The following is a 19,638-nucleotide window of genomic DNA, read 5'->3' as shown; positions in this document are numbered from 1 at the left end:
CGCAGAAAAATAATGCCAATCAGGCCCGGCTTTCGCCGGGCACTGAATTACAGCGCTTTGACGTCTTTGATTTCCACGTCGAAGGTCAGGGTCTTGCCTGCCAGCGGGTGGTTGAAATCGATAGTCACTTGCTCGTCATCAAAAACTTTGACCACACCCGGAAGCTCGGTGTTTGCCGCGTCATTGAAGATCACCAGCAAGCCTTCAGACAGCTCCATGTCCTTGAATTGCGAACGTGGAATTATCTGTACATTTTGCGGGTTCGGCTGGCCGAACGCATTTTCCGGAAGGATCTCCAGAGTGCGCTTGTCACCGGCCTTGAAGCCGAATAGAGCGGCTTCAAAACCCGGCAACAGACTGCCATCACCAACCTTGAAAGTGGCGGGTGACTTATCGAACGTGCTGTCGACGGTGTCGCCATTTTCAAGACGCAGAGCGAAATGCAAGGTGACTTCTGTGTTCTGGCCAATACGTTGCTCAGTCATGAGCGGACTCTCCGGACTTCTTACTTTTGAACATATCCAGCGCCAGCATCACTGCCCCTACACAAATCGCACTATCGGCGACATTGAACGCAGGGAACAGTCGATGCTCCCAATGCACCAGAATGAAATCGATCACATGGCCGTAGGCAATGCGGTCATACAGGTTGCCAAGCGCGCCACCCAGAATCAGTGCGAGCGCAATTGCCAGCCAGGTGTCATTACGTCCAAGACGCTTGAGCCATACCAGCAGTACCGTACTGACCACCACGGCAATCAGGGCAAACAGCCAACGCTGCCACCCCGAGCTATCAGCCAAAAAGCTGAAAGCCGCGCCCGAATTGTAAGCCAGGGTCCAGCTGAAGAAATCGGGGATCACCACGATGCGCTGGTACATCTGCAGGGAGCTATCGAAGTAGGTCTTGCTGGCCTGGTCAATGACCAGGACCAGCAACGTCAACCAAAGCCAGCCCAGGCGCCCGAAGCGCCCGGCATTGCTGGTATTAGGCATAGTGACGTACCTCGCCGGCGCCGCTGATGTTGTCGACACAACGACCGCAGATTTCCGGATGCTCCGGGTTCACACCGACGTCATCGCGGCAATGCCAGCAACGGGCACATTTGGCGTGTGCCGACTTGACCACTTTGAGCTTGAGGCCTGCCACTTCGGTCACAACTGCATCTGCCGGCGCCTGTACAAACGGCGCAACACCGGCGGTGGAAGTAATCAGTACGAAACGCAGTTCGTTGCTCAGCTTGGACAGGTCTGCAGCCAGATCATCTTCGGCGAACAGAGTGACTTCGGCCTGCAAGTTGCCGCCAATGGCTTTGGCCGCACGCAGGTTTTCCATCTCTTTGTTAACCGCAACCTTGACCGCCATGATCCGCTCCCAGTAGGCGCGGTCCATCTCGGTGCCTTGCGGCATCTCGCTCAGGCCTTCGTACCAGGTGTTGAGCATGACCGATTCGTTGCGCTCGCCCGGCAGGTATTGCCACAGCTCATCGGCAGTGAACGACAGGATCGGCGCGATCCAGCGTACCAGCGCTTCGGAGATATGGAACAGCGCGGTCTGGCACGAACGACGGGCCTTGCTGTTGGCGCCAGTGGTGTACTGACGGTCCTTGATGATGTCGAGGTAGAAACCGCCCAGCTCCTGCACGCAGAAGTTGTGCACTTTGGAGTACACGTTCCAGAAACGGTATTCGCCGTAATGCAGTTCCAGTTCGCGCTGCAGCAGCAATGCACGGTCAACCGCCCAACGATCCAGGGCCAGCATTTCATCAGCGGGCAGAATGTCGGTGGCCGGGTTGAAGCCGGTCAGGTTCGAGAGCAGGAAGCGCGCGGTGTTGCGGATACGTCGGTAGGCGTCAGCACTGCGCTGCAGGATCTGGTCAGAAACCGCGATTTCACCTGAATAGTCAGTCGAAGCGACCCACAGACGCATGATGTCGGCGCCCAAGGTGTCGTTGACCTTTTGCGGTGCAATCACGTTGCCCAGGGACTTGGACATTTTGCGCCCGGCTTCATCCACGGTGAAGCCGTGGGTCAGCAGCTCGCGGTATGGCGCGTGGTTATCGATGGCACAACCGGTCAGCAGCGACGAGTGGAACCAGCCACGATGCTGGTCGGAGCCTTCGAGGTAAAGATCGGCACGTGGGCCGGTCTCGTGACCCATCGGGTGCGAGCCGCGCAGCACATGCCAGTGCGTGGTACCCGAATCGAACCAGACGTCCAGGGTATCGCTGATCTTGTCGTACAGCGGCGCTTCGTCGCCCAGCAACTCGGCAGCGTCCATCTTGAACCAGGCTTCGATGCCTTCAACTTCAACGCGCTTGGCTACTTCTTCCATCATTTCGACGGTACGCGGGTGCAGCTCGCCGCTTTCCTTGTTCAGGAAGAACGGGATCGGCACGCCCCAATTGCGTTGACGCGAGATGCACCAGTCCGGACGGTTGGCGATCATCGAGTGCAGACGCGCCTGACCCCAGGCCGGAACGAACTGGGTGTCTTCAATGGCGTTGAGCGCCCGGACACGCAGGGTGTCGCCTTCGGTCGGCTGTTTGTCCATACCGATAAACCACTGCGCGGTGGCGCGGTAGATCAGCGGCGTCTTGTGGCGCCAGCAGTGCATGTAGCTGTGGCTGATGGTTTCGGTGAACATCAGCGAGCCGACTTCAATCAGCTTGTCGATGATGTTCTGGTTGGCCTTCCAGATGAACTGGCCACCGAAGAATTCGAGCGACGGTACGTAAACGCCGTTGCTTTGAACCGGGTTGATGATGTCATCGTTGACCATGCCATAAGCTTTGCAGGTCACGAAGTCGTCGACGCCATAAGCCGGGGCGGAGTGAACCACGCCGGTGCCTGCGCCCAGTTCGACGTACTCGGCCAGATAAACCGGCGACAGGCGATCGTAGAACGGGTGACGGAAGTTGATCAGCTCCAGTGCAGCACCGGTAGTGGTGGCAATGACTGAACCCTGCAGGTTGTAGCGGGCCAGGCTCGACTCGACCAGTTCTTCAGCCAGCACCAGCAGCTTGTCGCCCACGTCGACCAGCGCGTAGGTGTACTCCGGGTGCACGTTAAGTGCCTGGTTGGCCGGGATGGTCCACGGTGTGGTGGTCCAGATCACGATCGAGGTCGGCTTGCTCAATGTAGCCAGGCCGAAGGCCTCGGCCAGCTTGGCTTCGTCGGCGACCGGGAATGCCACATCGATGGCCGCAGATTTTTTGTCCTGGTATTCAACTTCCGCTTCAGCCAGGGCCGAACCGCAGTCGAAACACCAGTTCACAGGCTTGAGGCCTTTAAACACGAAACCGCCTTTGACGATTTCGGCCAAAGCGCGGATTTCACCGGCTTCGTTTTTGAAGTCCATGGTTTTGTACGGATTGGCGAAGTCACCCAAAACACCCAAACGGATGAATTCGGACTTCTGGCCTTCGATCTGCTCGGCGGCGTAGGCACGGCAAAGCTCGCGGGTTTTATCCGCGCTCAGGTTCTTACCGTGGGTCACTTCAACCTTATGCTCGATCGGCAGCCCGTGGCAGTCCCAGCCCGGCACGTACGGCGCATCGAAACCCGCCAGGGTTTTCGAGCGGATGATCATGTCCTTCAGAATCTTGTTCAGCGCATGACCGATGTGGATTGTGCCGTTGGCGTACGGAGGACCGTCGTGAAGTACGAACTTCGGACGATCCTTGCCAATCTCGCGCAACTTCCCGTACAGGCCAATGCTGTCCCAGCGCTGCAAAATTTGCGGTTCGCGCTGTGGCAGGCCGGCCTTCATTGGGAAGGCTGTGTCCGGAAGGTTTAGCGTGGCTTTGTAGTCGGTCATTTCAGGCTCTTTTTAAGCGGTTGACCCAGCCAATAGGCTCGGGCGGCGGCGACGTCCGCATTGATCGCCGTCTTGAGCGCCTCCAGGGAGGCGAAACGCTGCTCATCACGCAGCTTGTGGTGGAATGCCACAGTCAAACGCCGGCCATACAAGTCGCCGGCGTAATCCAACAGATGTACTTCAAGATGGGCGCTGCCATCCCCTGCTACGGTTGGCCTGACGCCAATATTGGCGACGCCCGGCCAGGTTTTTCCATCGATTTCAACACTGACCAGATAAACCCCGGTCAACGGCACACGACGACGCTTAAGCTGAATATTGGCAGTTGGCGTACCCAGCTGGCGCGCCAGCTTCTGCCCGTGCAAGACCCTGCCGGCAATTTGAAACGGGCGGCCAAGCAAGCGCTCTGCAAGACCGAAGTCAGCACTGGCCAAGGCATCACGCACCTTGGTGCTGCTGATCCGTACACCATCTAGCTCCACGGTTTGCGCAGCTTCGACGGTAAATTTTTGCATGACGCCAGCTTGTTGCAGGAAATCAAAATCGCCGACCCGGTCACAGCCAAAACGGAAGTCGTCGCCGACCTCCAGGTGCTGTACGCCAAGGCCGTCGACAAGAATGGTATCGACGAACTCGGCGGCACTGAGTTTGCACAAGCGCTGATTGAACGCCAGGCACAACACCCGATCAACCCCTGCGTCAGCCAACAGCTGCAGCTTGTCGCGCAGGCGGGCCAGACGCGCCGGAGCGGTCTCGGGGGCGAAGAACTCGCGCGGCTGCGGTTCAAAAATCACCACGCAGCTGGGCACGCCCAACTCCAGTGCACGCTCACGCAGCCGCTCCAGGATAGCCTGGTGACCACGGTGTACACCGTCAAAGTTGCCAATAGTGGCGACACAGCCCCGATGTTGGGGCCGCAGATTGTGAAGGCCTCGAACCAGCTGCATAACGCGCTTCTTGCTCATAAAGTGGCCGATTATAACCACACCCAGCCCGGTACGACAGGCAACAGCGCAAGGCAAATCAGGTCAATTCAACAAAATAGACGTCTGACCTGCAATTACCTCACATTAGAGACTTGCGGGCGAAATCCTTCAAACGCAAGCCCAGCAGCAATAGCATGCCGAAATAAACCAGTACGCCCGCAACCACCAACCCGCCCAAACGCATGAAGCGCTCCAGCATATGACCTTGATCCCAGGCAGGCATCAACTGCATCAAGCCCAGTAAAACAGCAGACATCACACCTACGGCCAGCAACAGCTTGAACAAGTATTTGCCCCAGCCCGGCTGGACGACAAACAGCTTCTGCTTGCGTATCTGCCAAAACAGCAAGCCGGCATTGATGCAGGCGCCGACACTGATGGCCAGCGCCAGGCCTGCGTGCTGCAACGGCACAATGAATATCAGGTTGAGTAACTGAGTAATGACCAGCGTAAATACGGCAATTTTTACCGGCGTGCGGATGTTTTGCTGGGCATAAAACCCCGGAGCCAGGACTTTAATCAAAATAATCCCGAGCAATCCGAACGAGTATGCAATCAAGGCCCGCTGAGTCATGGCCGAATCCAGCGCACTGAACTGACCGTACTGAAACAGCGACACCGTCAACGGCTCAGCGAGGATCGCCAATGCCAGGGAGCACGGCAATACCAGAACAAAGCACAGGCGCAGGCCCCAATCGAGGATCCGCGAGTATTCATGACGATCCTTGTTAGCGTAGGTTTTTGACAGCGTCGGCAACAGAATGGTACCCAGCGCCACACCCAAAACCCCTGAAGGCAACTCCATCAATCGGTCTGCGTAGTACATCCAGGACACCGACCCGGCGACCAGGAACGAGGCAAAGATCGTGTTGATAATCAGCGAAATCTGACTGACCGATACACCCAGAATGGCCGGCAGCATTTGTTTCATGACCCGCCATACACCGGTATCACGCAGATTGAGCCGCGGAAGCACCAGCATGCCGATTTTTTTCAGGTGGGGCAGTTGAAACAGCAACTGCGCCAGACCACCGACCAGAACAGCCCAGCCCAAGGCCATGACAGGCGGATCGAAGTATGGTGTCAGGAACAACGCAAAAATGATCATGCTGACGTTGAGCAGGGTTGGCACGAAGGCCGGTACCGAAAAGCGGTTCCAGGTATTGAGGATCGCGCCTGCCAGGGATGACAACGAGATCAGCAAAATATAGGGGAATGTGACCCGCAACATGTCAGAAGTGAGCTCGAACTTCTCCGGAGTGGTAGCAAACCCCGGCGCCGTCGCCCAAATCACCCAGGGCGCGGCAATCATCCCCAGGATGGTCACGATGGCCAGCACCAAAGTCAGCAATCCCGCCACGTAGGCAACAAATGTGCGCGTAGCTTCTTCGCCTTGTTGGCTTTTGTACTCGGCCAGAATCGGCACAAAGGCCTGAGAGAAAGCCCCCTCGGCGAAGATTCTGCGCAGCAGATTGGGCAATTTGAAGGCGATAAAGAACGCATCCGTGGCCATTCCGGCACCAAAGGTACGCGCAATGATGGTGTCCCGAATAAAGCCTAAAACCCTTGAAATCATGGTGATAGAGCTGACGGCAGCTAACGATTTGAGCAAATTCATTGAAAGAGTTTTTGCCTATAGATAAAGAGCAGGCGAACAAAGCGCCCACTTATGCGATACTGCGCGCCGCAACAGCACAGAGCCAAGCTCGCGAGTTTACAGGTCAAGCGCCGGAAATAAATCTCCCGTCTCCCTCGATCCACCACTCAGCGGATCGTATCAATCGCCCTTGACAAGAGTTGTCGTCATCGGCATGATTCGCGGCCTATTTTGTTTGTTATTTCCCAAAAGTCTTTCGAGGAGCTCGACGGTGGCCAACACACCTTCCGCCAAAAAACGTGCAAAACAGGCTGAGAAGCGTCGCAGCCACAACGCCAGCCTGCGTTCCATGGTTCGTACCTACATCAAGAATGTAGTTAAAGCCATCGACGCAAAAGACGCTGCTAAAGCGCAAGCTGCTTATGTTCTGGCTGTTCCTGTTATCGACCGTATGGCCGATAAAGGCATCATCCATAAGAACAAAGCTGCTCGCCATAAGAGCCGCCTGAATGGCCACGTCAAGGCACTGAACCTTGCGACAGCCGCTTAAGCGATAAGCTTTTTAAAAAACCGACCTCAGGGTCGGTTTTTTATTGCCTGCGATTTATGCCAGAACTCCTGACCCGTCACCACTGACGAGCGTCGCAAGGCTGCGATCGAGCGCCTGGCGCGCGCACAACACGACGGCCACGCAGCCGATCACAGCCTCGCTACGCTCGTCAGCGACTACAGACCCATGACAGCCCACGACGGCCACGCCATTTGGCAGGCACAAAAAAAGCCGCGAAAGGCACTACCCCCATCGCAGCTTTTTTATTGGAAGAAATTACTCGTGCGGCCAAGGCAAAATCGGGATTGCCGTCACCGCATTCTGCGGACTGCCTTCAATCAGGCGGTCGCTGTACACCAGATAAACCAGTGTATTGCGCTTTTTGTCGAGGAATCGCACCACCTGCATGGTCTTGAACACCAGCGACGTGCGCTCCTTGAACACCTCATCACCATCCTTCAAATCACCCTTGAAGCTGATAGGCCCCGTCTGGCGGCACGCGATGGAGGCTTCGGCACGATCCTCAGCCAGCCCCAGGCCGCCTTTCATGCCGCCAGTCTTGGCACGCGACAGATAACAGGTAACCCCATCCACCTTGGGATCATCGAAAGCCTCGACCACAATGCGATCATTGGGCCCGACAAACTTGAAGACCGTCGACACCGTACCGATTTCTTCGGCAGAGGCCAGCAACGGCATCGCCAACATCAACCCCAACAAACCGCTAATCAAGCGCATGTCACACCTCAAAATCAGACCAGGATCAGGTTATCGCGGTGAACCAGTTCCGGCTCCGCCATGTAACCCAGCAAACTGACAATCGCATCTGACGACTGCCCAATAATTTTCTGCGCTTCACCAGCACTGTAGTTGGCCAGACCACGGGCAATCTCGCGACCGTCCGCCGCCACACAAACCACCATTTCGCCACGCCGAAAGCCACCCTGCACCGCTTTGACACCCACAGGCAGCAAACTTTTATTGCCCTTGGACAACGCAGCTACAGCGCCATCATCCAGTACCAGCGTACCGCGGGTCTGCAGATGCCCGGCCAGCCACTGCTTGCGCGCAGCCAGCATGCCACGCTCTGGCGACAGCAATGTGCCCAGACGCTCACCGGCCTTCAGGCGATCCAGCACTCGCTCCAGACGCCCGCCAACAATAATCGTATGCGCCCCCGAACGTGCCGCCAGGCGTGCCGCACGCAACTTGGTCTGCATGCCGCCACGACCGAGCGCTCCGCCAGTACCGCCCGCCACAGCATCCAGCGCCGGGTCATCGGCGCGCGCCTCGTAAATCATTTTCGCATCGGGGTTGTTACGCGGATCAGCATCAAACATGCCATCGCGGTCGGTCAGAATGACCAACAGATCAGCCTCAACCAGATTGGCCACCAACGCTGCCAGCGTATCGTTGTCACCAAAACGGATTTCGTCAGTAACCACGGTGTCGTTTTCATTGATAACCGGGATCACACCCAACGCAACCAGGGTACGCAATGTACTGCGGGCATTCAGGTAACGCTTGCGGTCAGACAGGTCATCATGGGTCAGCAGAATTTGCGCGGTGTGCCGGGAATGCTCGGCGAAGCTCGACTCCCAGGCCTGCACCAACCCCATTTGACCAATGGCCGCAGCCGCCTGCAGCTCATGCATCGCACTGGGTCGGACTGTCCAGCCAAGGCGACTCATCCCGGCCGCGACAGCACCGGAAGACACCAGCACCAGCTCCACGCCTGCCTCGTGCAGGGCCACCATTTGCTCGACCCAGACGCCCATCGCCGCGCGATCCAGCCCCTTGCCATCCGCTGTCAGCAATGCGCTGCCGATCTTTACGACCCAACGCCGCGCACCCGTCACCTTGCTCCGCATCATCATCCAACCTATGCCTGAGAGCAGCACGACCGAGTGCTGCCCATGGAATTATTTTGATTACCGTTACGTAGATGCCAAAACGCCGCTCGATTGAGCGGCGCTTCAGTTTACTGCAAGGAATCAGTCGCGGACGTAAATGATTTCCGGACCATCCTCATCATCAACATCTTCTTCGTCCCAGTCATCTTCACCGATGTCGTGGACGCTCTTCACGCCGCTGCGGCGCAGGGCACGCTGATCATCCAGCGCCTGCAACTGGGCACGCGCCTCATCTTCGATGCGCTGATCAAGCTCATTCAACTCAGCCTTGTAGGCAGGGTCGTTGGCCAGACGATCGGCACGATCTTCGAGGTAACGCATGATGTCGTGGCAAAGCTTCTCGGTGCCAATCTTGGCAATGGCCGAGATCACATACACCGGACCGGTCCACTCAAGACGATCGACAACTTCTTTTACTCGAGCGTCATGCTCGTCTTCTGGCAAAGAATCGCACTTGTTCAGCACCAGCCAGCGATCACGCTCAGCCAGCGACGGGCTGAACTTGGTCAGCTCGTTGACGATGACTTCAGCAGTATCAGCAGCGCTTTCGGTACCCTCAACTGGCGCCATGTCCACAAGATGCAGCAGCAAACGCGTACGCGCCAAGTGCTTGAGGAAACGAATGCCCAGGCCCGCACCATCAGATGCGCCTTCGATCAAGCCAGGAATATCGGCAATCACGAAGCTCTTCCAGCGATCAACGCTGACCACACCCAGGTTTGGCACCAGGGTAGTGAACGGATAATCCGCCACTTTAGGCTTGGCCGCCGATACCGAACGGATAAAGGTACTTTTACCCGCATTCGGCAAACCAAGCAGACCTACGTCAGCCAGTACTTTCAATTCCAGTTTCAGGTCGCGCTGCTCACCCGGCTTGCCCGGCGTGGTCTGGCGCGGAGCCCGGTTGGTGCTGGACTTGAAACGGGTGTTACCCAGACCGTGCCAACCGCCGTGCACAACCAGCAAACGCTGGCCGGCCTTGGTCAGGTCGCCGATGATTTCCTGAGTCCCGGCGTCGATTACGGTCGTACCGACCGGAACACGCAGAATCATGTCTTCGCCTTTACGACCGGTGCAATCGGCGCTGCCGCCGTTCGAACCGCGCTGGGCATCAAAGTGACGCGTGTAGCGGTAGTCAACCAGGGTATTGAGGTTTTCGTCGGCGACCATATAGATCGAGCCGCCATCACCCCCATCACCACCGTTCGGACCACCGTTTTCGATGAATTTCTCGCGACGGAAACTCATGCAACCGTTACCACCATCGCCAGCTTTTACTTTGATCGATACTTCATCAACAAACTTCATAACAAAACGCGCCTCTCGTCATCAGGACGAGCCGATAAAAACCAAGACATAAGACTCTTGCAAAAATGAGCGCAGCGACCTCAATCAACGACCGTTAAATCCAGCGCCAGCAGCCCATACAAACAGTTTTGCAAGAGACTCACCCCACAAACGAAAAAGCCCCGTCGCAAGACAGGGCTCTTCCAGCTACCAAGCTTTTACGCCGCGACGACTGCAGTCTTCGGAACGATGCTTACATAGCGACGACCGAAGGCGCCCTTAACCTGGAACTTGATCACGCCTTCCACTTTCGCGAACAGGGTGTGATCTTTACCCATACCAACGCCGTAGCCAGCGTGGAACTGAGTACCGCGCTGACGCACGATGATGTTGCCCGGGATGATAGCCTGGCCGCCATACATCTTCACGCCAAGGCGTTTGGCTTCTGAGTCGCGACCGTTACGGGTACTACCACCAGCTTTTTTGTGTGCCATGAGTCAATTCTCCTAGTGAGGAATTAGGCTGAAATTAAGCCTGAATACCGGTGATTTTGATCTCGGTGTACCACTGGCGGTGGCCCATACGCTTCATGTGGTGCTTACGACGACGGAACTTGATGATGCGGATCTTGTCGTGACGACCTTGGGAAATCACTTCAGCAACAACAGTGGCGCCAGGAACAACTGGAGCGCCGATGTTTACGTCGTCGCCATTGGCGACCAACAGAACGCGATCAAAAGTTACGGATTCGCCAGTGGCGATTTCCAGTTTCTCGATCTTCAGGTATTCACCTGGTGCTACTTTGTATTGCTTGCCACCAGTAACGATTACTGCGTACGACATGGTATTTCTCCGATAATCCTGCTCACCCAGCTCTTTATAGGTAAAGGTATTGGCTGGCATGGCTGCATGGGGCTGGAACGGCCCAAGTGCAATTGCGTAAGGCAGGTGCTGCCCAGGAAGTTCAGGGTGCGCGATTGTACGCAAGCCACGTCAGGGTTGCAAGGGGCCGCCCATCGCGCCTTGACAGGCCCTGCCCCCCGACCTAGCATGCCGCGCAACCCTTCTGGAGCACCTGTCGCTGATGCAACCCCAAGCTTTCTACCGCGCGGTGGCGGACGATTTTAGCGCCGTCGACGACATCATCAAGAAACAGCTGACTTCACGCGTCCCGCTGGTCTCAAAAATCGGCGACTACATCACTTCGGCCGGCGGCAAACGCCTGCGTCCTTTATTAGTGTTGTTGTGCGGCAAGGCACTGGGCCGCGAAGGCGACGACTTGCGCTTACTGGCCGCGACCATCGAGTTCCTGCATACCGCAACCCTGCTACACGACGACGTGGTGGACATGTCCGGCATGCGCCGTGGCCGCAAGACCGCCAATGCAACGTGGGGCAACGCGCCAAGCGTACTGGTTGGCGACTTCCTGTATTCGCGCTCCTTCGAAATGATGGTCGAGCTGGGTTCGATGCCAGTGATGAAAATCCTGTCGCAAGCCACCCGCATCATTGCCGAAGGCGAAGTCCTGCAGCTGTCCAAAGTGCGCGACGCCAGCACCACCGAAGAAACCTACATGGAAGTGATTCGCGGCAAAACCGCGATGCTGTTCGAGGCCTCTACCCACAGCGCAGCAGCCCTGGCCGGTGCCACTCCAGAGCAAAGCGAAGCCCTGCGCACCTTTGGTGATCATCTGGGCGTGGCGTTCCAGCTGGTCGACGACTTGCTCGACTACCGTGGCGATGCCGAAACCCTGGGCAAAAACGTGGGCGATGATCTGGCTGAAGGTAAACCGACCTTGCCGCTGATCTACACCATGCGCGAAGGCACGGCCGAGCAGGCTGCCCTGGTTCGCAAAGCGATTCAGAAAGGCGGCATTGAGGATCTTGAGAGCATTCGCGCGGCCGTGGAGGAATCCGGTTCGCTGGACTACACCGCACAACTGGCCCGTGATTATGTAGCCCGGGCCATTGCCTGCCTTGAAAGCCTGCCGCCCAGCGAATACCGCGACGCACTGGTTGAACTGAGCGAGTTCGCGGTCGCCCGCACGCACTAAACCGTGTGGGAGCTGGCTTGCCAGCTCCCACACGTTCATTACACCCCTAACCACCGCCCACCAACAAAACCCTATATAATGCGTGCCTTTTAGCCATCCTGACTCTTAAGGAGCTTTAGTGAGCACGTTGCCACCCTGCCCAAAATGCAATTCCGAATACACCTACGAAGACGGCGCCCAGCTGATCTGCCCGGAATGCGCCCATGAGTGGTCCGCCAATGGCGACGCCGAAGAAGCCAGCGATGTAAAAGTCTATAAAGACTCCGCAGGCACTGTCCTGACCGACGGTGACACCATCACCGTGATCAAAGACCTGAAAATCAAAGGCACATCCCTGGTGGTCAAGGTCGGGACCAAGGTCAAAAACATCCGCCTGTGCGATGGCGACCATGATATCGACTGCAAAATCGACGGCATCGGCCCGATGAAACTCAAGTCCGAGTTCGTTCGCAAAGTCTGATCCTGCTTGCTTCCTTCCTGCGTTTCGCGCAGGAAGGTGCTGGCCTCTTCGCCCCCCTCCCCCCGCGCAACATCAAAAAGCCACCAACTTTGACCCGCAGCAGTTTTTATCCGAAAAAAAAACAAATCCGCCAATAGGCACTTGCTATTAATTGAATAAGAATTATTCTCATTGGTATTCATCAAGGAGATGACGACCATGACTTATTTAATTGATGCCTGGCTGGACCGTCCACATCCCTATCTGCGAATCCTGCATCGGGAAACCGGGGAAGTCTGTGCGGTGCTGGAAGAAGAAGCGCTTAACGAGCTACAGGATCAGGGCGACCTGGATTTCAACGGGCTCAATTCAAGTGAACCGGTGGTGCTCAAAGAGCTGGTGCGAAATCTGTTTCTGTTTTGCTATGCCCGGGCATTGCGCCCCATAGGCACGACCGATACTCAAGAGCATCACGACAAACTGGAAATATGATGAGCCTTGTGTGACCGCAGGCTTGCGTGCAAACCCGCGGTCACCGTTAAAGCACCGAAGTCTTACAGAACTTCCAGCAGCTCAACGTCGAATACCAGCACGCTGTGCGGAGCGATGCTGCCAACGCCTTGGGCGCCGTAGGCCAATTCGCTCGGCACGTAGATGCGCCATTTGCTGCCGGCGTTCATCAGTTGCAGGGCTTCGGTCCAGCCGGCAATGACGCCGCCGACCGGGAATTCGGCTGGCTGACCACGATCGTAGGAGCTGTCGAACACAGTGCCGTCAATCAGGGTGCCGTGGTAGTGAACACGTACAGTGTCTTCACGCGAAGGCTTGGCGCCTTCACCTGCAGTCACTACTTCAAATTGCAGACCCGAAGCCAGGGTGGTGATGCCGTCTTTCTTGGCATTTTCAGCCAGGAAAGCCTTGCCTTCACCTGCAGCAGCTTCTGCCTTGGCAGCCGCTTCAGCTTGCATCAGCTCGCGGATTACCTTGAAGCTGGCACTCAGCTCTTCTTGACCAACACGGCTTTCTTTACCGGCGAAAGCATCGGTCAAGCCAGCCAGGATTGCATCCAGGCTAACGCCCGGTGGCGGGTTGTCGCGCAGTTGGTCGCCCAGCTGACGGCCAATGCCATAGCTAACGCGGGTTTCGTCGGTCGACAGATTTACTTCGGACATAACACTGCTCCGCTGTAGGGCGATCCAGAAAAAGCCATTTTTAAAAACAGCCCCCTCTCAACCGCCCAGAACCAAAAAAGGGCGAGCAGACTACCACAGCCCCCAAAGCCTTCGCAGCCCGCCGTCATGTAACGCACGTCACGACAAATCAGTGCTTGGTCAGTTTGTCGAGATAGCCCATGGCAAACGCGGATACCACGAAGGTCATATGAATGATCACGTACCACATCAAGTACTGAGGCTCGATGTTGCGCGCATCCATGAACACCCGCAGCAGATGGATCGAAGAGATGGCCACGATCGACGCTGCAACCTTCATCTTCAACGAAGTCGAGTCCATGGTGCCCAACCAGCTAAGCTTCTCCTTGTGGTCATCGATATCCAGCTGGGAGACAAAGTTTTCGTAGCCCGAAATCATCACCATTACCAGCAAGCCACCAACTAGGGCCATGTCAATCAACGACAGGATGACCAGGATCAAGTCCGACTCAGATAGCGCGAACACGTTGGGAATTACATGAAACACTTCCTGGAAGAATTTCAACGCCAGGGCCAGCAAGCCCAGCGAGAGCCCAAAGTAAATCGGGGCCAGAATCCAGCGTGAGGCGTACATTGCGTTTTCGATAAAGCGTTCCATTGAAACTCACAGGAAGTAAAAAAATGGGCGCGAGTATATCAGCGACAAATCAATAGCGATAAAGCCCCGGAAACAGCCTGTAAAATAAATTTTCTGCTAGTGTCGACCTCCTCAGCACCGCTTTCGGACAGGAAAACTGAACAATGGATCTGCGATTTCCCTTGGGCTGTCTCGGGCTTTCAATAGCTTTGCTTATTACGGGCGGCTGCTCGCCAGATGACAAACACCAGCAGGCCAGTCTGGAAGAGCGCAGCGCAGCATTCGAAAAAAGCCTCGACAGCATCAAGGACCAGCAACTCAAAGATGCCGTAGCAGACCTGGGAGGCTCCTTGCTGCTGCTCGAGCGGGCCCGGGTCAAGCTTGAGGAAAAACCGCTCGAAACCGAATATGGCGATGACGACCTGGCCCTGCTCAAGCACTACCCCAGCAGCCAGGCGCTGAGCGATACCTACATCAACGGGCTGTTTGTAGTGCGCAAAAACTCCAGCTCGGATTATCTGACCGACCTTGAACCCGTATTCCCGTTTCCGGCAAACAGCGACTCTGAGTTTCCGTTCCCCCATGCGCTTGAATGGCAGTCCGTGACCCTGAGCAACAAACAACTGGTGCCGTTTCAGGCCGAGTGGTCTGAAACCGATCCCGGCATCCAGCTCAGCCCGTCCAGCGCCAATATGAGCAACCCGGACGATCTGACGGTCACCTACCCCTATATCGACGGGGTTGAAACTGAAAACATGCAGCAACCGCAGCCCCTGATATTGCACGGCAAGGTGGAAGTGATCGCCCCCGGCAAAGTGGTGAACTTCCACCTGAACAGCAAGGACGTGGGTAAAACCCGCACCGACGGCACGATCAGTGTGACCCTGCTGGCGCTGGGCAAAAACTTCGCCGAAGTCGATATCAACAACAGTGCCGCGCTGGCCGAAGAAGTGCGCGACACACAACTTAATCCGCTGATCATTCAAGCCCGCGACCACACCGGGCAATTCCTGTCGCGCGCAGGCTCGATCAATGAAAACGCCGAGCAACTGGCCTTCTATGAGCTACAACTGGCGCAAATGCTCAAGCAAACCGCGTGGAGCGAGGCTTTCGGGCAACAACTGGATAGCGAACAGAAGGCCTTTGACGACACCCACACCCATCACTACAGCAAGGTGTATTTCAACGGCAATGTCGAAAACCTCGACATCAGCGTGCTCGATTTCTCCACCGCCAATATCACCCGTAAAAGCCTCGACCTGCCTGTGCGCAGGCTCGACAAGACGGTCGTGGGCAAAGATATTCAACCCCTGCCGCTATCGGTCGTGGTGTATGACGATCAGGCCGCCAACTACCTCAAAGATGCCAGCCTGGAGCCTGAACAGCTGACAAAGAGCGTGGTGATCAACCAGTCTGTGGATGACGCCAGCGCCGCAACCCTTGAGTTCAGCCACCCGCCAACCTTCAATGACGAACTGCTGGGCGCCTTGCCGGACACAGCCGACGCCCCTGTCACCTTCTTCGCCGAAGACGAGAACGGCAAGCGCAGCGAGCCCCTGGAACTGCCCACCGAGGCCTTCGATGTTGACCCGCATACCGGGGTTATTACCTATGACCTCAATCTGTTCCCCGAAACACCGGCTTATGCCGTCGGCTCGATGCCGATGTTTATCGCTGCCATCGACAAACAGACCCTGAACACGGCGCAACTGCCTAAAGGCCTCGAACTCAAAGGCAATGCACTGATTGTTGATCAAAAGCTGTTCCCTTCCGAGGCCTGGCGCTTTTACGCCAAAGACGACACCGGCAACTACCTCAAGGAAGTACTCGCCGTAAGCCACAGCGCCGAACCTAATGGCCCGGCGCTGTTTGACGTGCACTACTTCTATGGGCAGCCCACCCAGCTCGAAAGCTATGCCCGCAAAGACCTGCTGCCTGTCGAGTACGGTTTTGAAGTCAAGCTCGACAAAGTCCCCGAAGTCACCCCGCCCCGCTGATTCAGCGACTTAGCGGGAGGCGTGACAGCGACCACCGTTGATCTGGCGCAACTGGGCCTGCACGTGCAGGCACCAGATCTGCGGGTCATCGGCAAGCCGATAGCCATGCAGCGTCAGGCTTTCAACGATTGATTCCAGAATGGTTTCAGCCACAAAAGGGCCGGGGAACGGGCCTTGGGACTTGATCGTAGTCGGCTGCTCGCCTGCCAGCCCGGCAGCAAACAGCAGCGTCCACATCCCGGTATTGCCTGCCAGCGGTCGAATGCTGCATTCAATACGGGTAACCAGGCCCAAGCATTGGCGGGTAAGGCAAAGGTTGCGCGACATGGCGGCGACCCTCGGTAGATTCTGTCATCAGCCGCACACTACGGGCTGCATCATTCCAGTGACGACAGTGGAAGTCCTGCTTTGAGAATAGAGGAAGAATCTGACAGGAGAAGCTGCCAAGACCAACGGATGCCCTGACCTCTGCAGGAGCGAGCTTGCTCGCTCCTGCAGTTGATCCAGAGTTAAGCCGGTTTTTTCGCCGCCAGAACTTCGGCAAGCAGTTCCTTTTCGGCGTCCTTGAGGTCTTCGTCGTTGATCATCTCGGCAATCGCCCGCAACCTTTCGACCACCCGCGCATTGACGCTGCCTTCCGGGAACTGACCTTCGGCATCCGGTTCACCGGCCGGCTCGCCGACCAACAGGCTCAACGCCTCATCCGCCTGACGCACCGCGTAAACGTGGAACTTGCCATCGCGCACCGCCTGCAACACCTTTTCGTCCAGCATCAAGGTCGCTACGTTGGCTTGCGGGATGATCGCGCCCTGCTCGCCCGTCAGACCACGTGCCTCGCAGAGTCGGAAGAAGCCTTCAATCTTCTCGTTGACTCCGCCCACCGCCTGCACTTCGCCGAACTGGTTGATGGAACCGGTGATTGCAAAGCACTGCTTGAGCGCGGTTTTGGAAAGCGCCGAAATCAGCGTGCACGCCTCACCCAGCGAGGCACTGTCACCATCGACATACCCGTAGGATTGCTCCAGCGCGATGCTCGCCGAGATCGCCAGCGGGAATTCCTGGGCATAACGGCTGCCCAGATACCCGGTCAGAATCATCACCCCTTTGGAGTGAATCGGCTGTCCGAGGTTTACTTCACGCTCGATGTCGACAATGCCACTGCCACCCGGATACACCGTGGCAGAAATCCGCGCAGGTACGCCGAACGCCGAGTCCCCCACTTCAAGTACGGTCAGCCCGTTGCACTTGCCGACCGCCGCACCGTCGGTGTCGATCAAAATGATCCCCGCCAGCATGTCGTCAAGAATCCGCGCCGAAACGCGCCCGGTGCGCGTGGCCTTGGCTTTGAGCGCACGCTCGATGTGCCCGGCATCAGTCATTGCATCGTTGGCCAGGTGGCGAATGAAATCCGCCTCGCTGACCAACTGAAACAGATCCCCGATACGCGCCGACAACCGCCCCTGGTGCTCGGCAAGACGCGCACTGTAGGTTGCCAGACGCGCCACGGCATCAGCGGTCAACGGCGCCATACCCTCTTCCGAGGTGCGCGTGGTCAGCAACTGGGCGAACTGCTCCAGGCTTTCGTCGACCATCGGGATGTCTTCATCGAAATCCACCAGTACCCGGAACATCTCCTGGAAGTCCGGATCCAGATCCTGCAGCGTGTAGTACAACTGGCGGGCACCGATAATGATGACCTTGACCTGCAACGGGATCACTTGCGGGTTAAGGGTGATGGTGGCCAGACGGCCCATCTCGCCCAGCGGCGACTCCATTTTCAGTTTGCGTGATTGCAGGGCACGCTTGAGCGCATCCCACACAAAGGGCTCGCTAAGCATTTTCTCGGCTTCGAGAATCAAAAAGCCGCCATTGGCACGGTGCAATGCACCGGGACGCAACTGCCGATACGTGGTGTACAGCGCGCCTTGATCAGTGCTGTATTCGATCCGGCCAAACAGGTTGTCGTAGGTCGGGTGTGGTTCAAACACCACCGGCGCGCCGCCGCTCATGGGCTGGCCAACCACCAGGCTCGGCAGGTACTGCTCTTCAAGCAGCTTGCGGGCCTGGGCATCGGTTTTGCTGTCGTCCACCAGTTGCTCGACCACAGTCTTCAGCAGATACACCTGCATGGCCTGCAAATAGCCGCAGACCGCACCATTTTCGGCGTACTTCTGCGACAGAGGCGCCAGCAGAGGTTGCAACGCCAGGGTGATGGTTTCTTCGTTCAGGTGACGCAGCTGGTTGTTCGACTCGCGTTTCCACTGCGGCAGGCTCGCCAACTCTTCGTTTAGACGCTCCTCAAGCCCGGAAATATCTTCGTGGAAGCGCTCACGCTCTTCATCGGGCAATTGCGAAAACTCAGCTTCGTCCAGCGCCTTGCCCTCGCTCATCGGGGTAAAGGCCACGTTGCTGCTGTCGCGGTACAGCGCCACGCCTTTTTCCAGCGCCAGACGCTCAATGACATCCAGCGCACGGTCGTAACGCTGGTTGAAACCGCGATCGATTGCGCTTTTGCGTTGCTGGTAGGTCGGGTGTTCAAACACTGCCGGAAAGGTCGCCAGCAGGTTGTCGATCAAGCCGTTGATGTCGGTGATGAATGCACCGGCAGTACTCGCAGGCAACTCAAGCGCGCGCGGCTCGCGCGGCTCATCGAAGTTGTTCACATACACCCAGTCGCTGGGTGACTTCAGGCGTTTGCCCTCGGCCTTAAGATAGCGTTTGACGAACGAAAAGCGACCGGTCCCCGGCTCGCCCATGACAAATACGTTGTAACCCGGGCGCGGCATGGCCACGCCAAATTGCAGGGCTTCGACCGCTCGCTCCTGGCCGAGAATGCCGCGAAAAGGCTCCAGATCATTGGTGTTGGAGAAGCTGAACTGTTCAGCGGAGAACGGACGGGTTAGCGCGTCAGGCGCTAGACGCAAGCTGGCAGCTACAGGATCAGGCATCGGGCTTCCTTACATCAGGCGGGGCAGATGGCAGCATTCTGGCGCTGGCCGTATCCCACTGGCAAGGCGCACAGCACGCGAAAGATCAGACCCCTGCGTTTACGGGCTATAAATACTCCCGCTCGATGAATATTTTACAAAAATTCACGGAACCGGCCGATCGTGCCTAGACTCCTACGTGTTACGCGGCTGGAGTAATAACTGGTCCGTACTGGCGCTTCAGGGCCAGAACCCTTGTCCATTGGTTGCACACACATAGAGAA

General features: G+C 57.0%; 19 protein-coding genes. 5 read left to right on the top strand and 14 right to left on the bottom strand.

Features of this window, described 5'->3' with window-relative positions; translation table 11 throughout:
- Positions 1 to 47 precede the first annotated feature (47 nt).
- The 5 genes from fkpB to murJ all read right to left on the bottom strand — a co-directional run bounded on the left by fkpB (position 48) and on the right by murJ (position 6,421).
- Positions 48 to 485 (bottom strand): FKBP-type peptidyl-prolyl cis-trans isomerase, encoded by a 438-nt coding sequence (fkpB, locus tag AOC04_RS00440; RefSeq protein ID WP_060690666.1) that lies wholly within the window; start codon positions 483 to 485, stop codon positions 48 to 50.
- Positions 478 to 993 carry a signal peptidase II gene (gene lspA, locus AOC04_RS00435; protein ID WP_060690665.1) on the bottom strand — a complete coding sequence of 172 codons (516 nt, stop codon included), beginning with the start codon at positions 991 to 993 and terminating at the stop codon, positions 478 to 480. The genes fkpB and lspA overlap by 8 nt, the downstream gene beginning before the upstream one ends.
- Positions 986 to 3,817: an isoleucine--tRNA ligase gene (gene ileS, locus AOC04_RS00430; protein WP_060690664.1), complete on the bottom strand. Its 2,832-nt coding sequence runs from the start codon at positions 3,815 to 3,817 to the stop codon at positions 986 to 988. Before ileS ends, lspA begins: the two co-directional genes overlap by 8 nt.
- Positions 3,814 to 4,764, bottom strand: a complete 951-nt coding sequence (gene ribF / locus AOC04_RS00425) for a bifunctional riboflavin kinase/FAD synthetase (RefSeq protein ID WP_060690663.1) — start codon at positions 4,762 to 4,764, stop codon at positions 3,814 to 3,816. The genes ileS and ribF overlap by 4 nt, the downstream gene beginning before the upstream one ends.
- A gap of 118 nt (positions 4,765 to 4,882) precedes the next feature.
- Positions 4,883 to 6,421, bottom strand: coding sequence for a murein biosynthesis integral membrane protein MurJ (gene murJ, locus AOC04_RS00420; RefSeq protein ID WP_060690662.1), 1,539 nt, complete (start codon positions 6,419 to 6,421; stop codon positions 4,883 to 4,885).
- Between the two features lie 250 nt (positions 6,422 to 6,671).
- Between murJ and rpsT the strand changes: the two genes are divergently transcribed.
- Positions 6,672 to 6,950 carry a 30S ribosomal protein S20 gene (gene rpsT, locus AOC04_RS00415; protein ID WP_003443902.1) on the top strand — a complete coding sequence of 93 codons (279 nt, stop codon included), beginning with the start codon at positions 6,672 to 6,674 and terminating at the stop codon, positions 6,948 to 6,950.
- Positions 6,951 to 7,226: 276 nt separating this feature from the next.
- Here the strand turns inward: rpsT and AOC04_RS00410 are convergent, their stop codons facing one another.
- The 5 genes from AOC04_RS00410 to rplU form a co-directional block, all read right to left on the bottom strand.
- Complete coding sequence (locus AOC04_RS00410; RefSeq protein WP_060690661.1) at positions 7,227 to 7,688, bottom strand: CreA family protein; 462 nt, start codon at positions 7,686 to 7,688, stop codon at positions 7,227 to 7,229.
- A 14-nt stretch (positions 7,689 to 7,702) separates the two neighbouring features.
- Positions 7,703 to 8,821 carry a glutamate 5-kinase gene (gene proB / locus AOC04_RS00405; RefSeq protein ID WP_060696830.1) on the bottom strand — a complete coding sequence of 373 codons (1,119 nt, stop codon included), beginning with the start codon at positions 8,819 to 8,821 and terminating at the stop codon, positions 7,703 to 7,705.
- Between the two features lie 123 nt (positions 8,822 to 8,944).
- On the bottom strand, positions 8,945 to 10,171 hold the full coding sequence (gene cgtA, locus AOC04_RS00400) for an Obg family GTPase CgtA (protein WP_060690660.1): 1,227 nt from the start codon (positions 10,169 to 10,171) through the stop codon (positions 8,945 to 8,947).
- 197 nt (positions 10,172 to 10,368) lie between these two features.
- Positions 10,369 to 10,644, bottom strand: coding sequence for a 50S ribosomal protein L27 (gene rpmA, locus AOC04_RS00395; RefSeq protein WP_003443913.1), 276 nt, complete (start codon positions 10,642 to 10,644; stop codon positions 10,369 to 10,371).
- 34 nt (positions 10,645 to 10,678) lie between these two features.
- Entirely contained in the window at positions 10,679 to 10,993 is a 315-nt protein-coding gene (rplU, locus tag AOC04_RS00390; protein ID WP_003443915.1) for a 50S ribosomal protein L21, read from the bottom strand.
- Positions 10,994 to 11,234: 241 nt separating this feature from the next.
- On the opposite strand from rplU, the gene AOC04_RS00385 reads away from it, so the two are divergent.
- The 3 genes from AOC04_RS00385 (at position 11,235) to AOC04_RS00375 (ending at position 13,134) form a co-directional block, all read left to right on the top strand.
- Positions 11,235 to 12,203, top strand: coding sequence for a polyprenyl synthetase family protein (locus tag AOC04_RS00385; RefSeq protein ID WP_060690659.1), 969 nt, complete (start codon positions 11,235 to 11,237; stop codon positions 12,201 to 12,203).
- 118 nt (positions 12,204 to 12,321) lie between these two features.
- The gene (locus AOC04_RS00380) at positions 12,322 to 12,663 is read left to right on the top strand and encodes a zinc ribbon domain-containing protein YjdM (protein WP_060690658.1); all 342 of its coding nucleotides are present in this window, start codon (positions 12,322 to 12,324) and stop codon (positions 12,661 to 12,663) included.
- Positions 12,664 to 12,861: 198 nt separating this feature from the next.
- Positions 12,862 to 13,134, top strand: coding sequence for a PA4570 family protein (locus tag AOC04_RS00375; protein ID WP_060690657.1), 273 nt, complete (start codon positions 12,862 to 12,864; stop codon positions 13,132 to 13,134).
- A gap of 62 nt (positions 13,135 to 13,196) precedes the next feature.
- Here AOC04_RS00375 and AOC04_RS00370 read toward each other — a convergent pair whose 3' ends face one another.
- Positions 13,197 to 13,814, bottom strand: coding sequence for an FKBP-type peptidyl-prolyl cis-trans isomerase (locus AOC04_RS00370; protein ID WP_003443927.1), 618 nt, complete (start codon positions 13,812 to 13,814; stop codon positions 13,197 to 13,199).
- 148 nt (positions 13,815 to 13,962) lie between these two features.
- Positions 13,963 to 14,451 carry a TIGR00645 family protein gene (locus tag AOC04_RS00365; protein ID WP_003443930.1) on the bottom strand — a complete coding sequence of 163 codons (489 nt, stop codon included), beginning with the start codon at positions 14,449 to 14,451 and terminating at the stop codon, positions 13,963 to 13,965.
- A 143-nt stretch (positions 14,452 to 14,594) separates the two neighbouring features.
- Between AOC04_RS00365 and AOC04_RS00360 the strand changes: the two genes are divergently transcribed.
- Entirely contained in the window at positions 14,595 to 16,427 is a 1,833-nt protein-coding gene (locus AOC04_RS00360) for a hypothetical protein (protein ID WP_060690656.1), read from the top strand.
- Between the two features lie 9 nt (positions 16,428 to 16,436).
- On the opposite strand, the gene AOC04_RS00355 is transcribed toward AOC04_RS00360, so the two are convergent.
- Positions 16,437 to 16,754 carry a PA4575 family protein gene (locus AOC04_RS00355; RefSeq protein WP_060690655.1) on the bottom strand — a complete coding sequence of 106 codons (318 nt, stop codon included), beginning with the start codon at positions 16,752 to 16,754 and terminating at the stop codon, positions 16,437 to 16,439.
- 182 nt (positions 16,755 to 16,936) lie between these two features.
- Complete coding sequence (locus AOC04_RS00350) at positions 16,937 to 19,375, bottom strand: Lon protease family protein (protein WP_060690654.1); 2,439 nt, start codon at positions 19,373 to 19,375, stop codon at positions 16,937 to 16,939.
- Positions 19,376 to 19,638 lie beyond the last annotated feature (263 nt).

The sequence above is a fragment of the Pseudomonas versuta genome, assembly GCF_001294575.1.
GTDB classification, from domain to species: Bacteria; Pseudomonadota; Gammaproteobacteria; order Pseudomonadales; family Pseudomonadaceae; genus Aquipseudomonas; species Aquipseudomonas versuta.
This window is presented reverse-complemented; position numbering and strand designations above follow the sequence as displayed.